The organism is Curtobacterium sp. MCLR17_043 (assembly GCF_003224215.1).
Classification (GTDB): Bacteria; Actinomycetota; Actinomycetes; order Actinomycetales; family Microbacteriaceae; genus Curtobacterium; species Curtobacterium flaccumfaciens.
In genome coordinates this window covers 274,460-299,227 of record NZ_QKLH01000001.1, presented here as the reverse complement: position 1 = coordinate 299,227, position 24,768 = coordinate 274,460, and the positions used below count along the sequence as shown (strand labels likewise).

Below are 24,768 nucleotides of genomic sequence, written 5' to 3'. Positions count from 1 at the left end.
GGCGACCCTGGTGGAACCCGGTCGGACGGCGACCCTGTGGAGAAGGACAGCATCGCCCGGGCGGCTATCGTGACGGACGTGGCAGAACGCACCCAGGAGAAGTACCAGGTCCGGTTCGCGTGGGGTCCCGGAGGTGCGGCACGGATCGCCCACGGCACCCACCTGCTCGTCTGGGTCGACGCCCTGCCGCCGACCCCCGACGCCGCAGCACAGCGGCGCGCGCTGCGGAACGTGACCGCCCAGCTGCCGCAGGGGCCGGAGGTCGTGCTCGGCCACCTCGGCAACGCGGTGGCGGTCGCGGAACGCGTGACGGGCCTCCAGGCCGCACGCGGTGACCGGTGCGTCGTCGCGATCGTGGCCGCCGGGCTGCACCACACCGCAGCCCTCGACGACGCGGCCGAGGCGGCGGGGGAGTCCGTCGACGTCGCCGACGCACCCGACTTCGCCGTCGAGGACCTGCTCGCCGCCGGAGCCGTCGTCGACGCGCTCACCGAGGTCGGCATCGACCACACCTCACCCGAGGCCGCTGCGGCCTGCGCGGCGTACACGGGGCTGCGCCGTGCCGTGCGGCACCTGGTCAGCGCGTCCGAGGGAGCCGCCGTCCTGAGCCGCGACGACGTGCACGCGGCGCTCGCCGCGGGGCCGGACCTGCCCGTCCTGCGGGAATCGGGGGAGCGCGCGTAGCGTTCGCCCCGTCACGGAACCAGCGAGCGAAGGAGCAACGCCATGAAGGCAGTCGTCGGCGACACGGTGATCGCGGAGGCCCCCGAAGAGGACCTCATCAAGATCGAGGGCAACTGGTACTTCCCGCCGTCGAGCGTGAAGACCGAGCTCTTCACCGAGAGCCCCACCCAGTACCACTGCCCGTGGAAGGGCGACACCCAGTACTTCACGGTGAACGTCGACGGACAGGCGCTGCAGGACCGCGCGTGGTCGTACCCGACGCCGATCCCGTCGTCGTTCGACCGCGTCGGCAAGGACTACTCGGGCTACGTCGCGTTCTGGAAGGACGTCCAGGTCGTCGAGTGACGACCGCCCGTCACCCTGACCGGCTGCGACTCAGCCGGTCAGGGTGAGCACGACCAGCGCGACGTTGAGCGCCACGATGACCGCCGCGATCACCCACGCCACCACGCGGGTGGTCGCGGCGTTCACGTCGGTCCCCATCACGCTCCGTCGCGAGGTGTAGACCACCAGGGGCACGATCGCGAAGGCGATCCCGAAGCTCAGCACCACCTGGCTGACCACGAGCAGCATCGTCGCGTCGATGTTCACCGCGAGCAGCACGATGGCCGGCACCAGGGTGATCGCGCGCCGGGCCACGAGCGGGATCCGCACGTGCAGCAGGCCCTGCATGATCTCCGCGCCGGCCATGCAGCCCACCGAGGTCGAGGCCAGGCCGGACGCGAGCAGGCCCACGGCGAAGAGCACCCCGACGACCGGGCCGACGTTCTCGGCGATGGCGCGCTGCGCCCCGGGGATGGAGTCGGTGCCCTCGACGCCCGGCAGGGTGGCCGCGGCGAGGACGAGCATCGCGATGTTCACCCCGCCCGCGACGATCAGCGCGAGGCCGACGTCCCACCGGGTCGCGACGAGCACCCGGCGACGCTCCGGCCCGGCGGGGACGTCCCCGTGGCGGTCCCGGGCGAGCGCGGAGTGCAGGTACACCGCGTGCGGCATCACGGTCGCGCCGAGCATCGAGGCCGCCAGCAGCACCGACCCGGAGCCCTCGAACCGCGGCACGAGCCCGGCGACCAGGTCGGCCGGGGACACCCGGGCGAACAGCAGCCCGGCACAGAAGCCCACCGTCAGGATCGCGAGCATCGCCGTCACCACGGTCTCGAACAGTCGCGTGCCCCGGCGGCTGTGCAGGGTCAGCAGGAGCATCGAGACGAGCCCGGTGATGATCCCGCCGACCACGAGCGGCAGGCCGAAGAGCAGGTAGAGCGCCAGCGCGCCGCCGATGACCTCGGCGATGTCGGTCGCGGCGGCGACGATCTCGGCCTGACCCCAGAACAGCAGGCGCGGGGTGCGCCGCATCCGCAGGCCGAGGTGCTCTGGCAACGACTTGCCCGTCACCACCCCGAGCTTGGCGGACAGGTACTGCACCACCACGGCGCTGGCGTTCGCGGCCACGAGCACCCAGAGCAGCAGATACCCGTACTCGGCGCCGGCCGTCAGGTTGGCGGCGACGTTGCCCGGGTCGACGTACGCGATGGCCGCGACGAAGGCCGGTCCGAGCAGGGTGAGCCCGGCTGCGCGGCGACGCGGGGCACCGGATGGGTGCTCGTCGAGCCGGGGGCTGGCAGTGTCGGTCATGCACCGATCCTGCCAGAGAATTCGGCATCCCGAATCTTTTTCTTCGACGGGTCGTGGTGCTCGCCGGTCGCCGCTCGCGGATGCGTGTGTCGGGTGGTCGCGATCGGTCGGCTGGGATACCGCCAGCCGACGGTTGGTGACCGCTCGGCGGAGGTGCGCGGGGTGTCGTGACCGCTCGTGCTCAGCTCGTCGTCACTCTGCGGCGCGGCGGGCGCGGTGCGCCCGGACCTTCGCCCGGTTGCCGCACCGCTGCATCGAGCACCAGCGACGGGTCCCACCGCGTGACGAGTCGTAGAACACCAGGCCGCAGTCCTCGGCCGAGCAGCGGCTCAGCCGCGTCGGCCGGCCGTCGGCCTCGACGTCGTCGAAGCCGACCTCGGTGAAGAGCGCGACGGCGTCGCGCGCGACGCTCGACAGGGCCTGCGCCAGGCGGACCCGGTTCGCTCCGGCACGGCGTCGGCCACCCGGGAGGCTCGGGGGCACGTCCGGCAGGGCGGCGAACAGGTTGACGGTGTCGATGTCGTCGGGCGCGGGGCGCGTGCGGCCGGCCCCGGCACGCAGGCCCGCCGCCACGGCGGTGCGTTCCGCGGCGGTGCTCGCCGGCGCGGGGGCGGCGGCCACGGCGAGCCGGGCGATCGCGGCACGCAGGGCCCGGGCGTCCTGCAGCTCGCGGGCGCTGGCACCGACGTCGATCGGCTCGGTGTGCTCGCTGAGCCACTCGTCCAGGTCGGCCGGGCTCGCGAGCAGCTCCCCGAGCTGCGACCGCGGTCGGCGTCCGGTGGGGTCGTCGGCGAAGCCACCCGTGTGCGCGAAGTCGAGCGCGATCCGTCCGGCGTCGAAGAACCAGGAGGAACCGGCGTCCGTGCGGATGTGCTGCCCCGTGTGCATCCGCCCAGGCTAACGGGTTACCGGCGCGCCTCCGTGCGTCGGGACCCTCATGCGGTAGTCGACGCCATCGTGGCCGCGTCGTCGTCCGCGGTCCGGCGCCGCCAGGTGATGACGTTCCGGGCATCGAACCGCCGGGAACAACGGGCACAGGCCAGGGGACGGGTGGGCGTGCGGTACCGGAAGTGCTCGTGCCCCGCGGGGCAGGTGCCGATCCAGGGGGCGAGTTCGCTTGCGATCGGCCCGTCGTGCAGCCGGGAGCCGGTGTACCCGATCGCCGCGGCCGTGCGCTTCCACTTCGGTCCGTGTGCCGCCCGGGCGCCGGCGAGTGCGTGCGCGACCTCGTGCAGCAGGACCTGCTCGACGTCGTCGTCGGAGAACCGGGCGGCCAGGTGACGGCTCACCGTGATCCGCTTCCGCGCGAAGTCGCACTGCCCGGCGCGGGTCTTGGCGTGGTCGAAGCCGAACGCCCACGTGCCGGCACCGAGGTGTTCGGCGATGAGCGCTTCGGCACGGAGCCGGACGGTCTCGAGCGCGGTCACTGCTCGGCGCGCGGGTCGGCCTGGCCCTTCTTCGCTGCCCGGGCCGCGATCCGGCCCCAGATGTCGTCGGCCTCGGTCCGTGCGGCGTCGGGCGCACCGAGCACGCGGCGGCGGATCGGCGGGACCTGCTTCACCGGCTCGGCGACGCGGGTGGTGGGTTCCTCGTCCTCGGCACGGCGGGCGGCGACCTCGCGGGCGGTCCGTGGCTTGTCGGACGGTTCCGCCGGGTTGGTGATCGAGGCCCGCATGGCGGCTTCGACCGCGGTGCGCAACGCGTCGGTGCGCTCGGACGGCGCGCCGGCCTGTCGGAAGGCCTGGTACGCCCGGGAGAGTGCGGCGCGGGCCTCGTCGAAGCGGTCGTTCTCGAACAGCGACCAGCCCTCGATCTCGGCTGCGGCGCCCTCGAGTTCGGGCCACTCCTCGGTGGCGGCGGTGTCGCGGGCCATGGCGGCCTCGGTGGCGGCGCGGTCGTGCCGCCCGAGGTCGTGCAGGACGTGCGCACGACGGATCCGAGCGGCGACCTTGTCCTGGCGCTCCCCGGTGAACATCGCGAGGCGGAACACCTCTTCCGCGATGACGAGCGACTCGTCCAGACGACCGAGCAGGCGGAGGAGCTCGGCCCGTTCGGCGAGGGCGTCGGTGCTGCGGCTCTGGCCGAGGTCACGGAGCCGCTGGTGCACGGCGTCGACGTCGACCGCGGGTCGCAGGCTGATGGGCGCGAAGGTGCTGCCCGGGCTGACTCCGGCCGTCACGGGAGCCGCGTGGCGCGGTTCGCGGGAACGGTCGGACAGGTCGGGCTGCTGGCGGTCGTCGGGCGGGAGGGACATCGGTTCGAGGGTAGCCGCGGTCTCCCGGGAGCGGTCGGTGCGACGCGCTCAGGTTGCGCGGGTGCGGCCGTCCGCGCGTGCCGCCCGGGACGACGAACGGCCCGCCGTGCCGGAGCACGACGGGCCGTTCCGAGTGGTCGATCAGGAGTTGGCGGCCACCGCGGCGGCAGCGGCCACGCCGACGTAGGTGACCAGCGTCGCGATCGTGGCCACGACGGCCAGGATGATCGCGAAGATGCCCCAGCCGCGACCACGCTTGGTCACGGCGGCGATGATGCCCTGCACGAGCGCCCAGAGCCCGAGGATCGCGGCGACGCCGGCGATCACCGCACCGACACCGATCTGCGAGATCACGGCCGGGTCGTTCATGAGCTGACGCTGCAGCTCCTGCTGGTCCGGGGTCGCACCGCTGCTCGGCACGAGGTTGTTGATCGCGTCGCTGTTGGCGAGCGCCGACCCCATCACGTACCCGCCGATGACGCCGATGACGAGCGCGGCGAGTCCGAGGAAGAACGCCACGACACCGAGGGTCTTCTTCTTGGGCTTCGGCTCGTCGTGGCTCTGCCAGGCCGGGGCACCGGAGTGCGCGGGCGCGGCGGCGTACGGCTGCTGGTCGTGGTGCTGGTCGTGGCGCTGCTGGTCGTTCCAGCTCGGCGTGCTCGACGGCTGGCCGTACTGCTGCTGGCCCTGCCCTGGCTGCTGCCCGTACTGCTGCTGCTGGCCCTGCCCGTACTGCTCGCCGTACTGCGGGGTCGAGGTCGGCGCCGGGTCCACCCGCTCGCCGTACCGCGGGGCCTCGGCGTCGGGCTGCTGCTGCGGGGCGTCGCCCCAGCGCGGCGCCTGGCCGTCGCCCGTCCGGTCCTGGTCGTTCCGGTCGTCGTTCGTCATCAGGGTTCCCATCGCTCGGTCGCGCACCTGCGCGGTCGTTCAGACCATCCTGACAGCCGGACCCGCCGAGTGCCCGAAGTCCGTCCCCGGCGGTGCCGCGCGGGCATCAGCCCCCGAACACGCTCCGGTTCGGCTCCGGCGACGCGACCGCCGTCTGGTCGGTGACGATCGGCGCCCCGGCGATGAACGCCTTGAGCTCCGCACCGTGCACGACCTTCGCCGGCATCGGGTCGGACGAGTACCGCCTCGGCATGTCCGCCACCGGCAGGTCGGTCGGCGACCCGAGCAGCACGATGTTCCCGAACCGCCGGCCCTTGAGCATGCCGGTGTCCGCGACCGCGGCGACCGACGGCAGCACCGACTGCAGCGTCGACGCCTGCCCGCGGGCGAACGCCAACCCGGCGCCGTCGGCCACGTTCACCGCGACGATGCCCGTCGGCGACAGGAACGCTGCGACCTCGCGGTAGAACTCGACGCTCGTCACGTGGGCGGGGATCTGCGAACCGCCGAAGACGTCCACCACCGCCAGGTCCACGGTGCCGCGGAGTCCGGCGGGCAGCTTGCCGAGGACCTCCCGCGCGTCGCCGTACCGCACCCGGATCGAGGCACCGCGGGGGAACGGCAGGGCCTCGCGTACGTGCTCGACCAGGTCGCGCTCGAGCTCGATCACCTGCTGCCGCGAACCCGGACGGGTCACCGCGACGTAGCGGGGCAGGGTGAGGGCGCCGGCGCCCAGGTGCAGTGCCGTGATCGGGCCGTCCGGCAGCAGGTCGATCGCGTGCCCGATCCGCCGGATGTACTCGAACGCCAGGTGGGTCGGGTCCTCGAGGTCCACGTGTGACTGCGGGGTGCCGTCCACCACCAGGGTGAAGGACCCCGGTCGGTGCCGGTCCGGCTCCACCACCGAGTACCCCGCACCGATCCGGAACCCGTCGAACGCATCAGCCATGCCGTCAATGGAACACCACCGCGATCACCACCCGCGTCCCCACCCCTGGTTGGTGTGCCTGCGGAGCGCCCGGAACGAGGCTGATCACACCGGTCGGGAACGCCCCGCCGGACCACCTCGAAAGGCACACCATGTCGGTCCAGCTCCTCGCGAACGTGCTCATCGGCCTCGCCCTCGTCGCCTTCCTGGCGTACCGGCAGGCGACCTGGCGGTCCCTCGACCCGGCGCGCATCTGGCGGGGACCGCTCGTGATGGCGATCGTCGGCGTGGTCGTCCTCGCACAGACCACGGCGACCGTCACCACCACCGACGTCGTGTTCCTCGGCCTCGAGGCCCTGCTCACCGTCGGCGTCGGCCTCGCGATGGGGGCCATGACGCGGTTCCGCACGGTCACGACGCCGGACGCCAAGGGCCGCACGCTGCAGTCCCGCACCGGGTGGCTCGGCGCCGCGCTCTGGATCGTCCTGATCGCCGCCCGCGTCGGGCTCGACGTCCTCGGCGGCCACCTCGGTGCGCACCTGCTCACGTCGACCGGCACGATCCTGCTCGTGCTCGCCCTGAACCGTGCCGCCCGTGCCCTGGTCGTCGACCAGCGCATCCCCCGCGGCGGCGACCGGTCGGCGGCCGCCCGCCGCGGCATGATGGTGCGGTGAGCCTGCCGACCGACCCGGACCGGACCGACCCCGCCGGGGTCCGGTCCGCCTCGGTGCTCTCCTGGGGACTCAACGCCGTCGGGATCGCCGTGGTCGCCTTCTGGTTCGTGCGGAACGGCCTCCTGCTCCACCACCCCGCGTGGGTCTGGGCCGTCGGGGCCGTGGCGCTCGCCGCCTGGGCCGTCCGCGAAGGGGCACGCACGCCCCGCGTCCTCGTCGCCGCAGCCGGCGTGATGATCGCCGCCGGATCGCTCGCCGTGGTGCCGACCGACTCGCTGCTGGTGGTCCCGGTGATCGTCGGGCTCGTCATCCTCGGCGCGGACCTGCGTCTGCCGGTCTGGACGGCCGCGGTCGCCGCGCTCGCCGCCGTCGTGGTGGTGGCCGTCACCGCGACGCTCGCGCAGACGTCGGTGCAGTTCGTCCTCGGCGTGAGCGGCGGGCTGCTGCTCGGCGTGCTCGTCGGCTTCAGTCGTCGGCAGGTCCGGATCACGACGGCGCAGGCCCGCGAGACCGAGCGGCAGCAGCAGCGCGCACGGCTCCTCGCCGACCGGTCGCGGGCGTCCCGGGACATCCACGACGTCCTCGCCCACTCGCTCGGCGGCCTGGTCCTGCAGCTCGACGCGGTCGAGGCCCTGCTCGAGGCCGGCCGCGTCGACGAGGCCACCCGCCGAGCCGGCGACGCTCGCGCGCTGGCCGCGGACGGCCTGGCCGAGGCACGGCGTGCGGTGCACGCGCTCCGCGACGAACCGCAGCCCGGCCAGCCGGAGCCGACCCGTGCCTCCAGTCCGTCCGCCGACCACGCGTCGGGCCTGACGGCCCTGCTCGACGCGCACCGCTCGTTCGGCGGCGAGGCCGTCGTGCAGGGAGACGCGACCCTCGCGGTCCTCGACGACGCCCACCGTGCCGCCGTGGTCCAGGTCGTCCGGGAGGCCCTCAGCAACGCCCGCAGGCACGCTCCCGGCCGCCCCGTGTCCCTGTCCGTGATCCGGGACGGCGACGCCGTGGACGTCGTCGTGGCCAACCCGCTGCCGAGCGGCGGGCAGGGGGTGCTCGGGATGCGCGAGCGGTTCGCGGAACTCGGCAGCGAGGCCACGGTGGAGGCCGAGCGTTCCGACGACGAGTTCGTCGTCGCCATGCACCTGCCTGTCGACGGCACGCGCGACGCGGACACTGCGGACGCTGCGGTCGCCGCGGAGGACGACCGCTCGTGACCATCCGGGTGCTCGTGGTCGACGACCAGGCCATCGTCCGCGACGGCCTGGTGACGGTGCTGTCGCTCGTGCCCGACCTGCAGGTCGTCGGGCAGGCGGCGGACGGCGCCGAGGCGATCGCCGCCGTCGACCGGCACGTGCCCGACGTCGTCCTGATGGACCTGCGGATGCCGGGGGTCGACGGGCCGACCGCCACCGCGCGGATCGTCGCCGAGCACCCCGGGGTCGCGGTCCTGGTGCTGACGACCTACGCCGACGACGACTCCATCACCACCGCGCTGCGGGCGGGAGCCCGCGGCTACCTGACGAAGGACGCCGGACGGGCGGAGATCGCGACCGCGGTGCGGGCGGTGGCCGCCGGGCAGTCGACCTTCGACGCGACCGTGGGGGCGCGGCTGGTGGCGCGCCTCGCCGGCGGTGCTGGTGCCGGTGCCGGTGTCGCTGCTGGTCCCGCGGCGCCTGCCTCACCCGATCCCGGTCCGTCGCTCGGTGCTCGGTTCCCGGACCTCACCCCGCGCGAAGTGGACGTCCTCGAGCGGATCGCGGACGGCCGGACGAACCCGCAGATCGCCGCCGAGCTGTTCCTGACGGTGCCCACCGTGAAGTCGTACGTGAACCAGGTCTTCGCGAAGCTCGGGGTCCGGACCCGCGCCGAGGCCGTCGCCCGCGTCCTGCGCTGACCGTCCGCACCCCGTCGTCGCTGGGCGACGCACTGCGGACACGTGAATGCGTACACATGGACGACCAGCGGACGCCAAGACTCGTTGCGTACCGTTGACGTCTGTCGTCACGACGCCAGAGCGTCGATGCGTGTGTGCCCCCACACTCCACGCGTCCGCCCGGACACCGTGACCACGACGTGCCCGTGAGCGCCCCCACCGCTCGAGCGTGCGCGCCGTCGGCGTGCTGCTGCGCGCCACCCCTCCGGCCACCCGCGCGCGCTGGCCGTCGAACGCACCGCACCCGATGACGAGTGCACCACTGCTGATCCGCCGCAGGAGACCTCCGTCATGACCGCCGACACCATGAGCGTGCCCACCGCACGCCTCACCACCCCGGACACGCGCCGGTCCGGGACCCGACCCACCCGGGTGATCCGGGCCTCCCGGCCGTCCCGCGCCGCCCATCCGTCCCGCGCCTCGCTGCCGTTCCACGCCGACCGCGAGACGGCACCCACCTGGATGCGGGCCGTCGGTACGGCGCTGCTCCTCGGTGGCGCCGGCCTGTCCGCCGCCGTGCTCGGCTGGCCCGGGGACGCGCCGGAGGTCGCCCTGCTGGTGCCGGCCCTGCTCGCCGTCGCCCTCGGGTCGCTGCTCCTGCTCGCCCGGGCCGGGTTCACCGTCACCGAGCGGCACGTGACCCTGCACTTCCGTCCGCTCCCGCCGCGGCGCATCCCGCGCCGGCGGATCACCGACGTCCGCCTGGTCGAGGCGGACGCGGCCACCTACGGCGGTGTCGGCCTGCGGATCCGTCGCGGCGTGCGTGCGCTCATCCTGACGCCGGGGCTCGGGATCGAGCTCACGGACGACCGGGGCCGGGTCACGTTCGTCCGCACGCGTCGACCGGAGGACGCGTTCCGTGCGCTGGCCGGACTGCCGGGCGGGCCGGGAGGCGCGGATGGCGTCGAGCGCGAGCGCCTGGGCTGAGCAGGGACCCGGCTGAGCAGGGGCCCTGCTGAGCACGTACCTCGGCTGAGCGGGACCCGGCTGAGCGCGGGAATGGAAGCGGCGTGTGGCGGCTTATACACGCCACTGCCGAATCCGGTCAAGCCGGGACTGGACAGCGCGCCACGGAGCGAACTATGATGACAGTTCGCGCTCCCTGGCATCCGTGTCGTCATATTGCGGTCGACGCAGAGTCTTCAGAACCACCGAGTTCTGAGATGTACAGACTCATCTCGCCCTGGTGCAGCCGGACCCGTATATGGCGGCGGGTACCGCTCACGGAGATCATCCCACACGTGCACCGACGTTCCGCGTCAGGCACGCGTCGGCGTGGTCGCAGGGCTTGCATCTCAGGGTTCGCCGAGCGATCAATCCACTCACCTACACACTGCTCGTCAGTGTCGGCCCGACGGGGCCTACCGGAGGTCACACCCTTGGCTGCTGCGCCCAACGCATCCACCAACCCCAAGAACGGTCGCAACCACTCGCGACTCTCGTTCGCCAAGATCACGGACACCCTCACGGTTCCTGATCTGCTCGCACTCCAGACGGAGAGCTTCGACTGGCTCGTCGGCAACGACGTCTGGAAGGCCCGCCTCGCCGAAGGGCAGGAGCAGGGTCGCACCGACCTCGCGCTGCACTCGGGGCTCGAGGAGATCTTCGAGGAGATCTCCCCGATCGAGGACCTCGGCGAGACCATGCAGCTCTCGTTCACCGCGCCGGAGCTCGAAGACCCGAAGTACTCGATCGACGACTGCAAGGAGCGCGGCAAGACCTACGCCGCTCCGCTGTACGTCAACGCCGAGTTCATGAACCACATGACGGGTGAGATCAAGACGCAGACGGTCTTCATGGGCGACTTCCCGCTCATGACCGAGCGCGGAACGTTCATCATCAACGGCACCGAGCGCGTCGTCGTGTCGCAGCTCGTCCGTTCGCCCGGCGTGTACTTCGAGCGCCAGCAGGAGAAGACCTCCGACAAGGACATCTACTCGGCGCGGATCATCCCGTCGCGTGGTGCCTGGCTCGAGTTCGAGATCGACAAGCGCGACCAGGTGGGCGTGCGCATCGACCGCAAGCGCAAGCAGTCCGTGACCGTCTTCCTCAAGGCCCTCGGCCTGACGAGCGAAGAGATCATGGACGAGTTCCAGGGCTTCGCGTCGATCGAGTCGACCCTCGAGAAGGACGCCGTCCTCACGAAGGAAGAGGCGCTCAAGGACATCTACCGCAAGCTCCGTCCCGGCGAGCAGGTCGCTGCCGAGGCCGCGCGTGCGCTCCTCGACAACTTCTACTTCAACCCGAAGCGCTACGACCTGGCGAAGGTCGGCCGCTACAAGGTCAACCGCAAGCTCGGCATGGACGCCCCGCTGTCCGACTCGGTGCTCACCGTCAAGGACATCGTCGCGACGATCAAGTACCTGGTGTCGCTGCACGCTGAGCGCACCACGATCGACGGCGTCCGTGACGGCGAGCCGGTGCAGCTGCGCCTCGACGTGGACGACATCGACCACTTCGGCAACCGTCGCATCCGCGCCGTCGGCGAGCTCATCCAGAACCAGGTCCGCACGGGTCTGTCCCGCATGGAGCGCGTCGTCCGCGAGCGCATGACCACGCAGGACATCGAGGCGATCACGCCCCAGACGCTCATCAACGTGCGTCCGGTCGTCGCCGCGATCAAGGAGTTCTTCGGAACGTCCCAGCTGTCGCAGTTCATGGACCAGAACAACCCGCTCGCGGGCCTGACGCACAAGCGTCGTCTCTCGGCCCTCGGCCCGGGTGGTCTGTCCCGTGAGCGTGCCGGCGTCGAGGTCCGTGACGTCCACCCGTCGCACTACGGCCGCATGTGCCCGATCGAGACCCCGGAAGGCCCGAACATCGGCCTGATCGGTTCGCTCGCGTCCTTCGGTCGGATCAACTCCTTCGGCTTCATCGAGACCCCGTACCGTCGCGTCGTCAACGGCGAGGTCACGAAGACCATCGACTACCTCACCGCTTCGGAAGAGGACGACTTCGTCGTCGCGCAGGCCAACGCCCCGCTGACGAACGACTTCCACTTCGCCGACGACAAGGTGCTCGTCCGCAAGAAGGGTGGCGAGGTCGAACTCGTCGCCAAGGACGAGGTCGACTACATGGACGTCTCCCCGCGCCAGATGGTGTCGGTCGCGACGTCGCTCATCCCGTTCCTCGAGCACGACGACGCGAACCGCGCCCTGATGGGTGCGAACATGCAGCGCCAGGCCGTCCCGCTGCTCCGCTCCGAGTCGCCGCTCGTCGGCACCGGTATGGAGGGCTACACGGCCATCGACGCCGGCGACGTCGTCACCGCCGACAAGGCCGGTGTCGTCTCCGAGGTCTCGGCCGACGCCGTCACCCTGCAGCTCGACGAGGGCGGCACGCAGACCTACTACCTGCGCAAGTTCGACCGCTCCAACCAGGGCACGAGCTACAACCACCGCGTCATCGTCTCCGCAGGCGAGCGCGTGGAGCAGGGCGAGGTCATCGCCGACGGTCCCGCGACGGAGAACGGCGAGCTCGCGCTCGGCAAGAACCTCCTCGTCGCGTTCATGCCGTGGGAGGGCTACAACTACGAGGACGCGATGATCCTGTCGCAGAACCTCATCAAGGACGACACGCTCTCCTCGATCCACATCGAGGAGTACGAGGTCGACGCCCGCGACACCAAGCTCGGCAAGGAGGAGATCACCCGTGACCTCCCCAACGTCAGCCCGGACCTGCTGGCCGACCTCGACGAGCGCGGCATCATCCGCATCGGTGCCGAGGTCCGCCCCGGCGACATCCTCGTCGGCAAGGTCACGCCGAAGGGCGAGACCGAGCTGAGCGCCGAGGAGCGTCTGCTCCGTGCCATCTTCAACGAGAAGTCGCGCGAAGTCCGCGACACCTCGCTCAAGGTGCCCCACGGTGAAGAGGGCACGATCATCGGCGTCAAGGTGTTCGACTCGCAGGACGGTGACGACGAACTCGGCTCTGGTGTCAACCAGCGCGTGGTCGTCTACATCGCCCAGAAGCGCAAGATCACCGCGGGTGACAAGCTCGCCGGTCGTCACGGCAACAAGGGCGTCATCTCGACCATCCTCCCGGTCGAGGACATGCCGTTCCTCGCCGACGGCACCCCCGTCGACATCGTCCTTAACCCGCTCGGCGTCCCCGGCCGCATGAACTTCGGCCAGGTGCTCGAGATCCACCTCGGGTGGCTCGCCAAGCAGGGCTGGAACGTCGAGGGCATCCAGGACTGGGCCGAGAACCTGCCGGAGGCAGCGCACAGCGCCGAGCCCGGCACCAAGGTCGCAACCCCGGTGTTCGACGGTGCGTACGAGCGCGAGATCGAGGGCCTCCTCGACTCGACCCTCCCGAACCGCGACGGCGAGCGCCTGATCGGCTCGTCCGGCAAGGCGCAGCTCTTCGACGGCCGCTCCGGCGAGCCGTTCCCGGAGCCCGTCTCGGTCGGCTACATGTACATCCTCAAGCTGCACCACCTGGTCGACGACAAGATCCACGCGCGTTCGACCGGTCCGTACTCGATGATCACGCAGCAGCCGCTGGGTGGTAAGGCGCAGTTCGGTGGACAGCGATTCGGTGAGATGGAGGTGTGGGCGCTCGAAGCGTACGGCGCCGCCTACGCCCTCCAGGAGCTCCTGACGATCAAGTCCGACGACATCCTCGGCCGCGTGAAGGTCTACGAGGCGATCGTCAAGGGCGAGAACATCCAGGAACCCGGCATCCCCGAGTCCTTCAAGGTCCTCATGAAGGAGATGCAGTCGCTCTGCCTGAACGTCGAGGTCCTCTCGGCCGACGGCCAGGCGGTCAGCCTGCGCGACAACGATGACGAGGTCTTCCGCGCTGCGGAGGAGCTGGGCATCAACATCTCCTCGCGGTTCGAGTCGTCCTCCGTCGACGACATCTGATCCCGCCCGTACATCGAAGCCTGAATCAGCAAGAGAGAAGAACATTGCTCGAAGCAACTTCCTTTGACGCCATTCGGATCGGCCTCGCGACCGCCGAGGACATCCGTCAGTGGTCGTACGGCGAGGTCAAGAAGCCGGAGACCATCAACTACCGCACCCTGAAGCCCGAGAAGGACGGTCTGTTCGGCGAGCAGATCTTCGGTCCTTCCCGCGACTGGGAGTGCGCCTGTGGCAAGTACAAGCGTGTCCGGTTCAAGGGCATCGTCTGCGAGCGCTGCGGCGTCGAGGTCACCAAGTCCTCGGTCCGTCGTGAGCGCATGGGCCACATCGAGCTCGCTGCCCCCGTCACGCACATCTGGTACTTCAAGGGCGTCCCGTCGCGCCTCGGGTACCTCCTCGACATGGCGCCGAAGGACCTCGAGAAGGTCATCTACTTCGCGGCGTACATGATCATCGACATCGATGAAGAGGGCCGTCACGCGGACATGCCGGGTCTCGAGAACGAGATGCGTCTCGAGATCAAGACCCTCGAGGGCCAGCGCGACTCGATCATCGCTGACCGCCTCAAGAAGCTCGAGGACGACCTCGCAGCCCTTGAGGAAGAGGGTGCGAAGGCCGACGTCAAGCGCCGCACCAAGGACACCGCCGAGAAGGAGATGTCCCAGGTCCGCAAGTCGTTCGACGAGGACATCACCCGTCTCGAGCGTGTGTGGGAGGACTTCCGCAACCTCAAGGTGGGCGACCTCAAGCCCGAGGACGCCGTCTTCCACGAGCTCCAGGACCGGTTCGGGATCTACTTCGACGCCTACATGGGCGCCGAGGCGATCAAGCTCCGGCTCGAGGCGTTCGACCTGGCCGCCGAGGCCGAGGCACTGCGTCTGCAGATCGCCGAGGGCAAGGGCCAGAAGAAGATCCGCGCGATCAAGCGTCTGCGCGTCGTCAGCTCCTTCCTCGCCACCGGCAACTCGCCGGCCGCGATGGTGCTCGGCGTCGTGCCGGTCATCCCGCCGGAGCTGCGCCCGATGGTGCAGCTCGACGGTGGCCGTTTCGCCACGTCGGACCTCAACGACCTCTACCGTCGTGTGATCAACCGCAACAACCGTCTCCGCCGCCTGCTCGACCTCGGTGCCCCCGAGATCATCGTGAACAACGAGAAGCGCATGCTGCAGGAAGCCGTTGACGCGCTGTTCGACAACGGTCGTCGTGGACGTCCGGTCACGGGTACCGGCAACCGCGCCCTGAAGTCCCTGAGCGACATGCTCAAGGGCAAGCAGGGTCGTTTCCGCCAGAACCTGCTCGGCAAGCGCGTCGACTACTCGGGCCGTTCGGTCATCATCGTCGGCCCGCAGCTGAAGCTGCACCAGTGCGGTCTGCCCAAGCAGATGGCGCTCGAGCTCTTCAAGCCGTTCGTGATCAAGCGCCTCATCGACCTGTCGCACGCGCAGAACATCAAGTCGGCCAAGCGCATGGTCGAGCGTTCGCGTCCGCAGGTGTGGGACGTGCTCGAGGAGATCATCCGCGAGCGCCCCGTGCTGCTGAACCGTGCGCCGACGCTGCACCGTCTGGGCATCCAGGCGTTCGAGCCGCAGCTCGTCGAGGGCAAGGCCATCCAGCTCCACCCGCTCGTGTGTGCTGCGTTCAACGCGGACTTCGACGGTGACCAGATGGCCGTGCACCTGCCGCTGTCCGTCGAGGCCCAGGCCGAGGCCCGCATCCTGATGCTCGCCTCGAACAACATCCTGAAGCCGTCCGACGGCCGTCCGGTGACCCTGCCCGCACAGGACATGATCATCGGTCTGCACCACCTGACGACCGTCCGCGAGGGCGCCGTCGGTGAGGGCCGTGCGTTCTCCTCGGTCGCCGAGGCGATCCTGGCCAACGACCAGCACACGCTGCACCTCAACGCGATGGCGAAGATCCGCATGACGGGTGTCCACTTCGCCGAGGGTGAAGCTCCCGAGGGCTACGAGCAGGGCGACACCGTGCTGCTCGAGACGACCCTGGGCCGTGCGCTCTTCAACGAGACCCTCCCGGCGAACTACCCGTTCGTCCAGAAGGTCACCGACAAGGGTGTGCTCTCCGCGATCGTCAACGACCTCGCCGAGCGCTACTCCAAGACCGAGACGGCCGCTGCGCTGGACCGGATCAAGGACGCCGGCTTCTACTGGGGCACCCGCTCCGGTGTGACCGTCGCCCTGTCGGACGTCGTGACGCCTCCTCGCAAGAAGGAGATCATCGCGGGCTACGAGATCCAGGCCGCCAAGGTGCAGGGCGAGTTCGACAAGGGTCTGATCACCGACTCCGAGCGTCGCGCCGACCTGATCAAGATCTGGACCGAGGCCACGAACGAGATCGCGCAGGAGATGCGCGACAACTTCCCGGTCGACAACACCATCAACCGCATGGTGTCGTCCGGTGCTCGTGGTAACTGGCTCCAGGTCCGAAACATCGCCGGTATGCGTGGTCTGGTGAACAACCCGAAGGGCGAGATCATCGCCCGCCCGATCATCAACTCGTACCGCGAGGGCCTGACCGTGGCGGAGTACTTCATCGCCACCCACGGTGCTCGTAAGGGTCTTGCCGACACCGCGCTCCGTACCGCGGACTCCGGGTACCTCACCCGTCGTCTCGTGGACGTCTCGCAGGACGTCATCATCCGCGAGGACGACTGCGGCACGACGCGTGGCCTCGAGCTGCCGATCGCGACCGTGGACGCCGACGGCAAGCTCGTCCGCGACCCGCGCGTCGAGAACACCGTGTACTCCCGCACCCTGGCCACCGAGGCCGTGGACGCACAGGGCACGGTCGTGGCAGAGGCTCGCGAGGACGTCGGTGACGTGCTCCTCGAGAAGCTGCTGGCAGCCGGTGTCGAGAGCATCAAGGTGCGCTCGGTCCTGACCTGCGAGTCGGCCGTCGGTGTCTGCGCGAAGTGCTACGGCCGTTCGCTCGCCACCGGCAACCTGGTCGACATCGGTGAGGCAGTCGGCATCATCGCCGCGCAGTCCATCGGTGAGCCCGGTACCCAGCTGACGATGCGTACCTTCCACACGGGTGGTTCGGCCTCGGCCGACGACATCACCCAGGGTCTGCCGCGTGTCACGGAGCTCTTCGAGGCGCGTACCCCCAAGGGCGCGTCCCCGATCGCCGAGGCCCCCGGCCGCGTCGTGGTCGAGGACACGGACAAGGGTCGTCGGATCATCCTCACGCCGGACAACGGCGACGAGCCGTTCATCTACCCGGTGCTCAAGCGTGCGACGCTCCTCATCGAGGACAACCAGCACGTCGAGCTCGGCGAGCAGTTCATCGCCGGCACCGTCGATCCGAAGGAAGTCCTCCGGGTCAAGGGTGTCCGAGAGGTCCAGAAGCACCTGGTCAACGGTGTGCAGGACGTCTACGGCTCGCAGGGTGTGCCGATCCACGACAAGCACATCGAGGTCATCGTCCGCCAGATGCTCCGCAAGGTCACCGTCGTCGACCACGGCGACACCGACCTGCTGCCGGGTGAGCTCGTCGACCGGTCGCGCTACAACGCGCTGAACCGTGCGGCGCTGCAGGAGGGTCGCAAGACCGCCTCGGCTCGCCAGGAGGTCATGGGCATCACGAAGGCGTCCCTCGCGACCGAGTCGTGGCTGTCCGCCGCTTCCTTCCAGGAGACCACCCGCGTGCTCACGCAGGCGGCCATGGAGGGCAAGCAGGACCACCTCGTCGGCCTCAAGGAGAACGTCATCATCGGTAAGCTCATCCCCGCCGGGACGGGCCTCAGCCGGTACCGTGACGTGGACGTGAACGCGACCGAAGAGGCGAAGGCGGAGCGGTACCCCAACCGCATCTTCGCTGACGACTCGTCGTTCTCGGACGCCGACCTGAGCTTCGTCGACTTCGACAGCTTCTCGTCGGACGACTTCACGCCGGGCACGTACAACTGAGCCTGATGTGATCTCACGAAGGCCCCGTCTCCGCAAGGAGGCGGGGCCTTCGTCGTGTCGTCACCACGTGACGGCCTGGAGGCGCGGTGCGGGGCCGCCACGGGCCTCCCGTCCGCCGTGGGGTCGCGGCTAGAGCGCGCGGCCCGCGCCGTTGTCGCGGCCGGAACCGCGTCCGGTCTCGTCGACCAGCGAGAACAGGCTCAGCACGTTGCCGTCGGGGTCGCGGACGTCGAACCAGTCGACCGCCCCGTCGACGCACTCGACGGGGCCGATGTCGATGCCGAGCGCGCCGATGCGTGCGTGCTGAGCAGCGACGTCGTCGACGCCGAAGCGGACGCTGACCGGGTTCTCCTCGGCCTGTTCGTCGACGTAGAGCTGGATCCAGATGCCGCCGACCTCGTACTCGGCGACGCCGTCCTCCGGCTCGAGGTCCGGCTCGGTGCGCTCGAAGACCGCGCCGTACCAGAGGCAGGACGCCTCGATGTCGCTGACGGGCAACCCCACGGTCACGCTCGTGATGTCCATGACTCATCATGTGCCCGGGTGGGGGTGCGCGTCGAGGGGGATTCCGCGGTGCCGCGCTGTCCGGCCCGCATGGCAGGGTGGGGTGATGGCAACCCTGCGCGAACGGATCCCCGCCCCGTCCCAGCTCGAGCTGCCGTCACCCGTGAGCGGCATCGTCTTCCGTCCGGGGTCGCGCGACGACCTGGTGGGCATGCACGCGGTCGCAGTCGCTGCCGCTGCACTCGACGATCCTCGTGCCCGTCCCTCCACAGCGGACCTCGACCGCTCGTTGTCCACCGAAGGGCTCATCGTCGATCTGGACACGGTCGTCGGCGTCGATGCTGATGGACGTGTGCAGGCCTACGGCATCGTCATCGACGTCCCTTCGCGGGTCACCGCGGCACGGGCGGTGCTCAGCGGTGCCGTCCACCCCCGGTACCGGAGCAGTGGTGTCGGGCGCCGGCTCCTGGCGTGGCAGGTCGGTCGAGCGCGGCAACGGCTCGCGGCGCTCGACATCGACCTTCCCGCGACCCTCGACATCGGTGGCCGCTCCGGTGCTCCCGTCCTCGCCCTCGCCGAGCGGCTCGGGTTCCGGCCGGTCCGGCACTGGGTCGAGATGGAGCTCGTCTTCGCCGACCATGCCGTCGACGGCCCCCCGATGCCCGTGTTCCCCGATGGTCTGGTCCTCCGTCCAGCGGCCCCGGACGACATCGAGCCGATGCGAGCCGCCAAGAACGACGCCTTCCGCGACCACTGGGGCTCGCAGCCGATGGTCGCGTCCGACTGGCGGGGCTTCCTCACCGCACCGAAGAGTCGGCTCGACCTGTCCCGACTCGTGGTCGATCCCCTGGGCAACGTGCTCGCGTTCGCCGTCGTCGAGGTCGATCCGGACGGGTTCGCCGCACGCGGACGGGCGTTCGGCTCCGTGCACTGGGTGGGGGTCACCCGTTCCGCGCGTGGTCGCGGGTTGGCGCCGCTCGTGCTCGGCGCCGCACTCGCGGCGATGCGAGCGGACGGGCTGTCGGCTGCGGTGCTGGACGTCGACACCGAGAACCCGAGCGGCGCGGCCCGGATCTACGAGCGGCTCGGATTCGTCCGGGGCGAGGTCCACGTCACGGCCGCGGTGTCCCTCTGACCGGGGCCGAACGGGTCGTGGACCCCAGTTCTGGGTGCAGCCAGACCCCCTCCGCCCCCTCTTTCTGGGACTGCGGTCGGCGAGGGCGCCAGAAGTAGCGTGGTCGGGCGCCACATCCCTGGTGGTGCATCACCCGACGACGTCTCGCCGTGCGCGAGTCCAAGGAGGCACGGGACTCATGGCGACCCTGTCCGAGATCCTCATCCTGAACGGCGCGCTTCCGATCGAGCACCTCGATGCGATGACGGGCGACGAGGACCTCGACGAGCGCGCGATCCGGGGCCTGGTCGACCAGGGCGTCGTGAGCGAGGCCCAGTTCATCACGGCGCGGGCCGCGTCGAACAACTCGCGCACCGTGCCGCTCAGCGACTACCCGGTCGACGGCACCGCCGTGTCGATCCTGCCGGCCGCACTCTGCCGTCGCCACGGCGTGCTCGGTGTCGGGTTCGAGGGCGACCTCCTCATCCTCGCGATGGTGAACCCCACGAACGTGCTCGCGATCGACGACGCCCGCACCGCCTCGGGCCGCACGATCAAGCCGCTGCAGGTCGAGGAGCGTGACCTGGTCGCAGCGCTCGACCGCTACCTGCGCGCCGACGACGAACTGAACGACCTCACGTCGTCGCTGGAAGAAGAAGCGTCGGCCACCTCGAACACGCAGGTCGACATCGCCGACGGCGCCCTCGACGACGTCCCGATCGTCCGCTTCGTGAACCTGCTCGTGTCGCAGGCCATCCAGGACCACGCATCCGACATCCACATCGAGCCGGGCGAGCACGAGGTCCGGATCCGGTACCGCATCGACGGCGTGCTGCACGAGATGGCGCCGGCGCCGAAGAACATCCAGAACGGTGTGATCAGCCGTCTGAAGATCATGAGCGACATCGACATCGCCGAACGTCGCAAGCCGCAGGACGGCCGCATGTCGGTGCGGCACGGCGGCCGGCAGATCGACCTCCGCGTCGCGACGCTGCCCACCGTGTGGGGCGAGAAGGTCGTCATGCGGATCCTCGACAACACGAACACCTCGCTGACCCTCAAGGACCTCAACCTCCTCGAGCAGAACTTCCAGGCGTACCAGCGGTCCTACTCGAAGCCGTACGGCATGATCCTGGTCACCGGTCCTACCGGTTCGGGCAAGTCGACGACGCTGTACACGACCCTCAACGCCGTGGCGAAGCCCGAGATCAACGTCATCACGGTGGAGGACCCGGTCGAGTACCGGATGGCCGGCATCAACCAGGTGCAGGTCAACCCGAAGGCCGGCCTGACGTTCGCGTCCGCGCTCCGCTCGATCCTCCGGTCCGACCCCGACGTCGTGCTGCTCGGCGAGATCCGCGACCACGAGACCGCCCAGATCGCGATCGAGGCGTCGCTCACCGGGCACCTCGTGCTCTCGACCCTGCACACCAACGACGCGCCGTCGGCCGTGACCCGCCTGACCGAGATGGACATCGAGCCGTTCCTGGTCGGATCCGCCCTCGACTCCGTCGTCGCCCAGCGACTCGCACGCCGGCTGTGCGACCGGTGCAAGGCGCCAGCCGTGTACGAGATCGAGCAGCTCCAGGCGCTCGGGTTCCTGGCCCCCGGCGACGAGATGCCCGCGTTCTTCGCCCCGGTCGGCTGCGCGGTGTGCTCCAACACCGGGTACCGCGGGCGCATCGCGCTGCACGAGGTCATGACCGTGACCGAGGAGATCGAGCGGCTCACCGTCGGTCGCGCCTCGAGCGCGGAGATCAGTCGCGTCGCCCAGCAGCAGGGCATGCTCACGCTCCGCCAGGACGGCTTCGAGAAGGTCAAGCTCGGCATGACGAGCGTCGACGAGATCCTGCGCGTCGTCGCGTGACCGGGGAACAGGACGAGCAGATGACCGACTCCGTGTACGACATCACCACGCCCGGCGACGAGCCCGTCGCCGGATGGCACCCCGGCACCCCCGGCGCCGAGGTCGGCTCCCGCCGTGCCGCGCGTCTGGCCGCGGCCGCTGCCGCCCCGCCCGAGCAGGTCTACGACCTGACGGACGACTCGGCGCTGTGGCCCGCGCCCACCGGCACGCCCGTGGCCAGCCCGGTCACCGGGCCCGTGGGTGGTCCGGTCGCCGCGCCCGTGGCGCAGTCCGCCACCGCTCCGGCGACGCCGCCCGCCGCGGTGCCGTCGTCGACCGCCACCTACGGGTACGCCGAGCCGACGACCCAGCAGCTGCCGGCCATGGCGTACAGCGGCACCCACCACGCCGCACCGGCGGCACCGGCTCCGGTTCCCGCCCCAGCCGCTGCGTCGGCTGGTGACATCGATTTCGCCCGGCACGCGCGTGAGGTCGCCGACCCCGACCTCATCACCGCACTGGCGCAGGTCGTCTACCAGGGGGCCTCCGACCTGCACGTCACGGCCGACGCCCCGCCCACCGTCCGCGTCGACGGCTCGCTCCGGCCGGCCGTGCCCGGAGGCGCGTGGTCGCGTGGCAAGGTCATCGCGGCACTCAAGACGCTGCTGTCCGTCGAACAGGCCGGGCAGTTCGACCACGACCAGGAGCTCGACTTCGCGTACTCGCTGTCGCCGGAGTACCGCTTCCGTGTGAACTACTACCAGCAGCGCGGCAACTGGGGCGCGGCGTTCCGCATCATCCCCACCAGGATCAAGACGCTCAAGCAGCTCGGCATCCCCGCGCACGTCGGCGACTTCGCCGGCCTGCCCCGTGGCCTGGTCCTCGTCACCGGTCCGACCGGTTCGGGCAAGTCGACCACGCTCGCCGCGCTCATCGACCTGGTCAACGAGAGCCGTGCCGACCACATCGTCACGGTCGAGGACCCGATCGAGTTCATGCACGACCACAAGCGGTCGATCATCAACCAGCGCGAGGTCGGCGCCGACACCCGCTCCTTCGCCTCCGCGCTCAAGCACGTGCTGCGGCAGGACCCCGACGTCATCCTGATCGGTGAGCTCCGCGACCTCGAGACCATCTCCGTCGCGCTCACCGCCGCCGAGACCGGCCACCTGGTGTTCGCCACCCTGCACACGCAGAGCGCACCCGGCACGATCGACCGCGTCATCGACGTCTTCCCGCCGCACCAGCAGGGGCAGATCCGGACCCAGCTCGCCGCCACCCTGCAGGGCGTCGTCTGCCAGACCCTCGTCCCGAAGGCCAACGGCGTCGGCCGGGTCGTCGCCACCGAGATCATGACGATCACCCCGGCCATCGGCAACCTCATCCGCGAGGGCAAGACGTACCAGATCACCTCCGCCATGCAGGCCGGCCGTGACCTCGGCATGCACACCATGGACCAGGACCTCGCCGAACTGGTCAACGTCGGCACCATCTCGCGCAAGGCCGCGATGGAGAAGGTGCACGACGAAGAGGGCTTCGACCGGCTCGTCCAGCGCGTCGAGTCCCCGTCCGACTCCTCGGCCGCCGCGATCGCCGCCAGCGGCATCGACTTCGGCGACAAGTTCTCCGGAGGCTACTGATGTCACTCGCGTTCGACTACCGCGGGCGTGACGGCGCCGGCAAGCTCGTGAAGGGCCGCCTCGATGCCGCGTCCGAAGGGGCCGTCGTCCAGCGTCTCCGGGGGATGGGCGTCTCCCCGATCGCGATCACCGAGGCGAAGGCCGGCACCGGGCTGCAGACCGAGATCAAGATCCCCGGGTTCGAGAAGGGCGTCGGGCTCAAGGACCTCGCGATCATGTCGCGGCAGGCCTCGACGATGCTTACCTCGGGGCTCTCGCTCCTGCGGGCCCTCACGATCCTGTCCGACCAGACCGAGAACAAGAAGCTCAAGGACATCCTCGGCAAGGTCCGCGACGACGTGGAGCGCGGCGTCTCGTTCTCCGACGCCGTCGCGAAGTACCCGGTCGACTTCCCGCCGATCATGATCAACATGATCCGTGCGGGGGAGACCGGCGGGTTCCTCGACCAGGCCATGGACTCCATCGCGACGAACTTCGAGAAGGAGCACAAGCTCCGCTCGACGATCAAGTCGGCGATGACCTACCCGGTGGTCGTGCTGTGCATGTCACTCGCCGCCGTCGTGATCATGCTCATCTTCATCGTCCCGATCTTCCAGGACATGTTCTCGTCGCTCGGCGGTCAGCTGCCGTTGCCGACGCAGGTCCTGGTGACCCTGTCGCACGCGATGCGCTGGCTCGCACCGGTCCTCGCTGTCGCCGTGATCGTCGGCTGGCTGTGGTTCCGGGCGAACAAGAACACGGATCGCTTCCGGAGCTTCCGCGACCCGATCATGCTCCGCCTGCCGGTGTTCGGTGGACTGACCCGCAAGATCGTCATCGCGCGGTTCGCGCGGAACTTCTCGAACATGATCGGCGCTGGCGTCCCCATCCTGCAGGCCTTGTCCATCGTCGGCCAGGTATCGAACAACTTCGTGGTCCAGAAAGCACTCGAGCGCGTTGCGGAAGACGTCCGAAAAGGCGAATCAATTGCCGCGCCGTTGGCCCGGGAAAGCATTTTCCCGGCAATGGTCTCGCAAATGGTCGCCGTCGGCGAGGACGCCGGTTCGCTGGAGATCATGCTCGAGAAGATCGCGGTCTTCTACGACTCCGAAGTCGAGTCGACGACCGAGTCGCTGACTGCCCTGATCGAGCCGCTCCTCATTGCGTTTCTGGGCGTCGTCGTGGGTGGCATGATCATCGCGCTCTACCTGCCGATCTTCCAGATCACGTCGTTGGTGAAGTAAGGGCCGCCCCTCGTGCGGGGGTGGAACGCGAGGGGACGCCCCCGTTACTGGGGGCAATTCGGAGGGCTCGGACCCCCCGTTCTCGGGATTCCGCCTCGAATCTCCGCTGAATACTCTTGTCAGCGGCGGCGGAGCACTCCCCGGCACATTCTCCCATCGCATTCCCCCAAGAACGGAACCACCATGTACTTCGCTCTCATGGGCAAGCTCGACGCTCGCCGCAAGGGTCTCCTCGAGGACAAGGAGAAGGGCTTCACGCTCATCGAGCTCCTCGTCGTCGTCATCATCATCGGCATCCTCGCCGCCATCGCCATCCCGGTGTACCTGAACGTGCAGAACAACGCGAAGGACGCCTCGGTCAAGTCGGACCTCGCGAACGCGAAGACCGCGGTCATCGCCTACCAGACGGACAACAACGGCAAGCTGCCCGCCGCTGCTGACTTCACGCAAGCGACGCTCGGACAGTACGGCTACACCAGCAGCCAGGACAACGCACTGAGCTACAAGGCGACCTCCACGACGGCGTTCTGCATCCAGGGCACCGGCGCCACGAAGACCGACTTCAAGATCACCGACACCCTGGCTGCCGCCAAGGGCACCTGCTGATCCTGATCTGTTCCTGAGGGCGGCCCGTCGGACGACGGGCCGCCCTTC

At 69.9% G+C, this 24,768-nt stretch carries 20 protein-coding genes; 13 read left to right on the top strand and 7 right to left on the bottom strand.

All coding sequences use genetic code 11. The features are described from left to right. Positions 1-78 precede the first annotated feature (78 nt). Positions 79-684: a hypothetical protein gene (locus DEJ03_RS01480; protein ID WP_258370440.1), complete on the top strand. Its 606-nt coding sequence runs from the start codon at positions 79-81 to the stop codon at positions 682-684. Between the two features lie 42 nt (positions 685-726). Next, entirely contained in the window at positions 727-1,029 is a 303-nt protein-coding gene (locus DEJ03_RS01475) for a DUF427 domain-containing protein (RefSeq protein WP_027466755.1), read from the top strand. 30 nt (positions 1,030-1,059) lie between these two features. On the opposite strand, the gene DEJ03_RS01470 is transcribed toward DEJ03_RS01475, so the two are convergent. From DEJ03_RS01470 to DEJ03_RS01445, 6 genes are all read right to left on the bottom strand, one after another. Then, a complete protein-coding gene (locus DEJ03_RS01470) occupies positions 1,060-2,319 on the bottom strand; it encodes an Nramp family divalent metal transporter (RefSeq protein WP_110863237.1) in 1,260 nt (419 codons plus the stop codon). A 192-nt stretch (positions 2,320-2,511) separates the two neighbouring features. After that, complete coding sequence (locus DEJ03_RS01465) at positions 2,512-3,207, bottom strand: CGNR zinc finger domain-containing protein (protein WP_027466753.1); 696 nt, start codon at positions 3,205-3,207, stop codon at positions 2,512-2,514. Positions 3,208-3,254: 47 nt separating this feature from the next. Then, positions 3,255-3,746 carry a SprT-like domain-containing protein gene (locus DEJ03_RS01460; protein WP_071406182.1) on the bottom strand — a complete coding sequence of 164 codons (492 nt, stop codon included), beginning with the start codon at positions 3,744-3,746 and terminating at the stop codon, positions 3,255-3,257. Next, positions 3,743-4,573: a hypothetical protein gene (locus tag DEJ03_RS01455; RefSeq protein ID WP_071406181.1), complete on the bottom strand. Its 831-nt coding sequence runs from the start codon at positions 4,571-4,573 to the stop codon at positions 3,743-3,745. The genes DEJ03_RS01460 and DEJ03_RS01455 overlap by 4 nt, the downstream gene beginning before the upstream one ends. A 141-nt stretch (positions 4,574-4,714) precedes the next feature. Beyond that, a complete protein-coding gene (locus DEJ03_RS01450) occupies positions 4,715-5,461 on the bottom strand; it encodes a DUF4064 domain-containing protein (protein WP_110863236.1) in 747 nt (248 codons plus the stop codon). Positions 5,462-5,567: 106 nt separating this feature from the next. Next, positions 5,568-6,410, bottom strand: coding sequence for a spermidine synthase (locus DEJ03_RS01445; RefSeq protein ID WP_110863235.1), 843 nt, complete (start codon positions 6,408-6,410; stop codon positions 5,568-5,570). Between the two features lie 131 nt (positions 6,411-6,541). On the opposite strand from DEJ03_RS01445, the gene DEJ03_RS01440 reads away from it, so the two are divergent. The 6 genes from DEJ03_RS01440 (at position 6,542) to rpoC (ending at position 17,787) form a co-directional block, all read left to right on the top strand. Next, a complete protein-coding gene (locus tag DEJ03_RS01440; RefSeq protein ID WP_110863234.1) occupies positions 6,542-7,063 on the top strand; it encodes a hypothetical protein in 522 nt (173 codons plus the stop codon). Continuing rightward, a complete protein-coding gene (locus DEJ03_RS01435) occupies positions 7,060-8,274 on the top strand; it encodes a sensor histidine kinase (protein WP_110863233.1) in 1,215 nt (404 codons plus the stop codon). The genes DEJ03_RS01440 and DEJ03_RS01435 overlap by 4 nt, the downstream gene beginning before the upstream one ends. Beyond that, the gene (locus DEJ03_RS01430; protein WP_110863232.1) at positions 8,271-8,954 is read left to right on the top strand and encodes a response regulator transcription factor; all 684 of its coding nucleotides are present in this window, start codon (positions 8,271-8,273) and stop codon (positions 8,952-8,954) included. The genes DEJ03_RS01435 and DEJ03_RS01430 overlap by 4 nt, the downstream gene beginning before the upstream one ends. Positions 8,955-9,284: 330 nt before the next feature. Next, positions 9,285-9,920 (top strand): hypothetical protein, encoded by a 636-nt coding sequence (locus DEJ03_RS01425; RefSeq protein ID WP_110863231.1) that lies wholly within the window; start codon positions 9,285-9,287, stop codon positions 9,918-9,920. Between the two features lie 452 nt (positions 9,921-10,372). After that, complete coding sequence (gene rpoB / locus DEJ03_RS01420; RefSeq protein WP_071406174.1) at positions 10,373-13,861, top strand: DNA-directed RNA polymerase subunit beta; 3,489 nt, start codon at positions 10,373-10,375, stop codon at positions 13,859-13,861. Positions 13,862-13,905: 44 nt separating this feature from the next. Beyond that, positions 13,906-17,787 carry a DNA-directed RNA polymerase subunit beta' gene (gene rpoC, locus DEJ03_RS01415; RefSeq protein ID WP_110863230.1) on the top strand — a complete coding sequence of 1,294 codons (3,882 nt, stop codon included), beginning with the start codon at positions 13,906-13,908 and terminating at the stop codon, positions 17,785-17,787. A 129-nt stretch (positions 17,788-17,916) separates the two neighbouring features. Here rpoC and DEJ03_RS01410 read toward each other — a convergent pair whose 3' ends face one another. Then, the gene (locus tag DEJ03_RS01410; RefSeq protein ID WP_071245506.1) at positions 17,917-18,312 is read right to left on the bottom strand and encodes a VOC family protein; all 396 of its coding nucleotides are present in this window, start codon (positions 18,310-18,312) and stop codon (positions 17,917-17,919) included. An 85-nt stretch (positions 18,313-18,397) separates the two neighbouring features. Here DEJ03_RS01410 and DEJ03_RS01405 point away from each other — a divergent pair, with 85 nt between their 5' ends. The 5 genes from DEJ03_RS01405 (at position 18,398) to DEJ03_RS18315 (ending at position 24,720) form a co-directional block, all read left to right on the top strand. After that, entirely contained in the window at positions 18,398-19,426 is a 1,029-nt protein-coding gene (locus DEJ03_RS01405; RefSeq protein ID WP_146237627.1) for a GNAT family N-acetyltransferase, read from the top strand. Positions 19,427-19,604: 178 nt separating this feature from the next. After that, a complete protein-coding gene (locus DEJ03_RS01400) occupies positions 19,605-21,272 on the top strand; it encodes a GspE/PulE family protein (protein ID WP_110863227.1) in 1,668 nt (555 codons plus the stop codon). A 20-nt stretch (positions 21,273-21,292) separates the two neighbouring features. After that, entirely contained in the window at positions 21,293-22,891 is a 1,599-nt protein-coding gene (locus DEJ03_RS01395; RefSeq protein WP_309146865.1) for a type IV pilus twitching motility protein PilT, read from the top strand. After that, entirely contained in the window at positions 22,891-24,114 is a 1,224-nt protein-coding gene (locus DEJ03_RS01390; RefSeq protein ID WP_110863226.1) for a type II secretion system F family protein, read from the top strand. Before DEJ03_RS01395 ends, DEJ03_RS01390 begins: the two co-directional genes overlap by 1 nt. Positions 24,115-24,297: 183 nt before the next feature. Then, complete coding sequence (locus DEJ03_RS18315; RefSeq protein ID WP_110863225.1) at positions 24,298-24,720, top strand: type II secretion system protein; 423 nt, start codon at positions 24,298-24,300, stop codon at positions 24,718-24,720. The last annotated feature ends 48 nt before the right edge of the window (positions 24,721-24,768 follow it).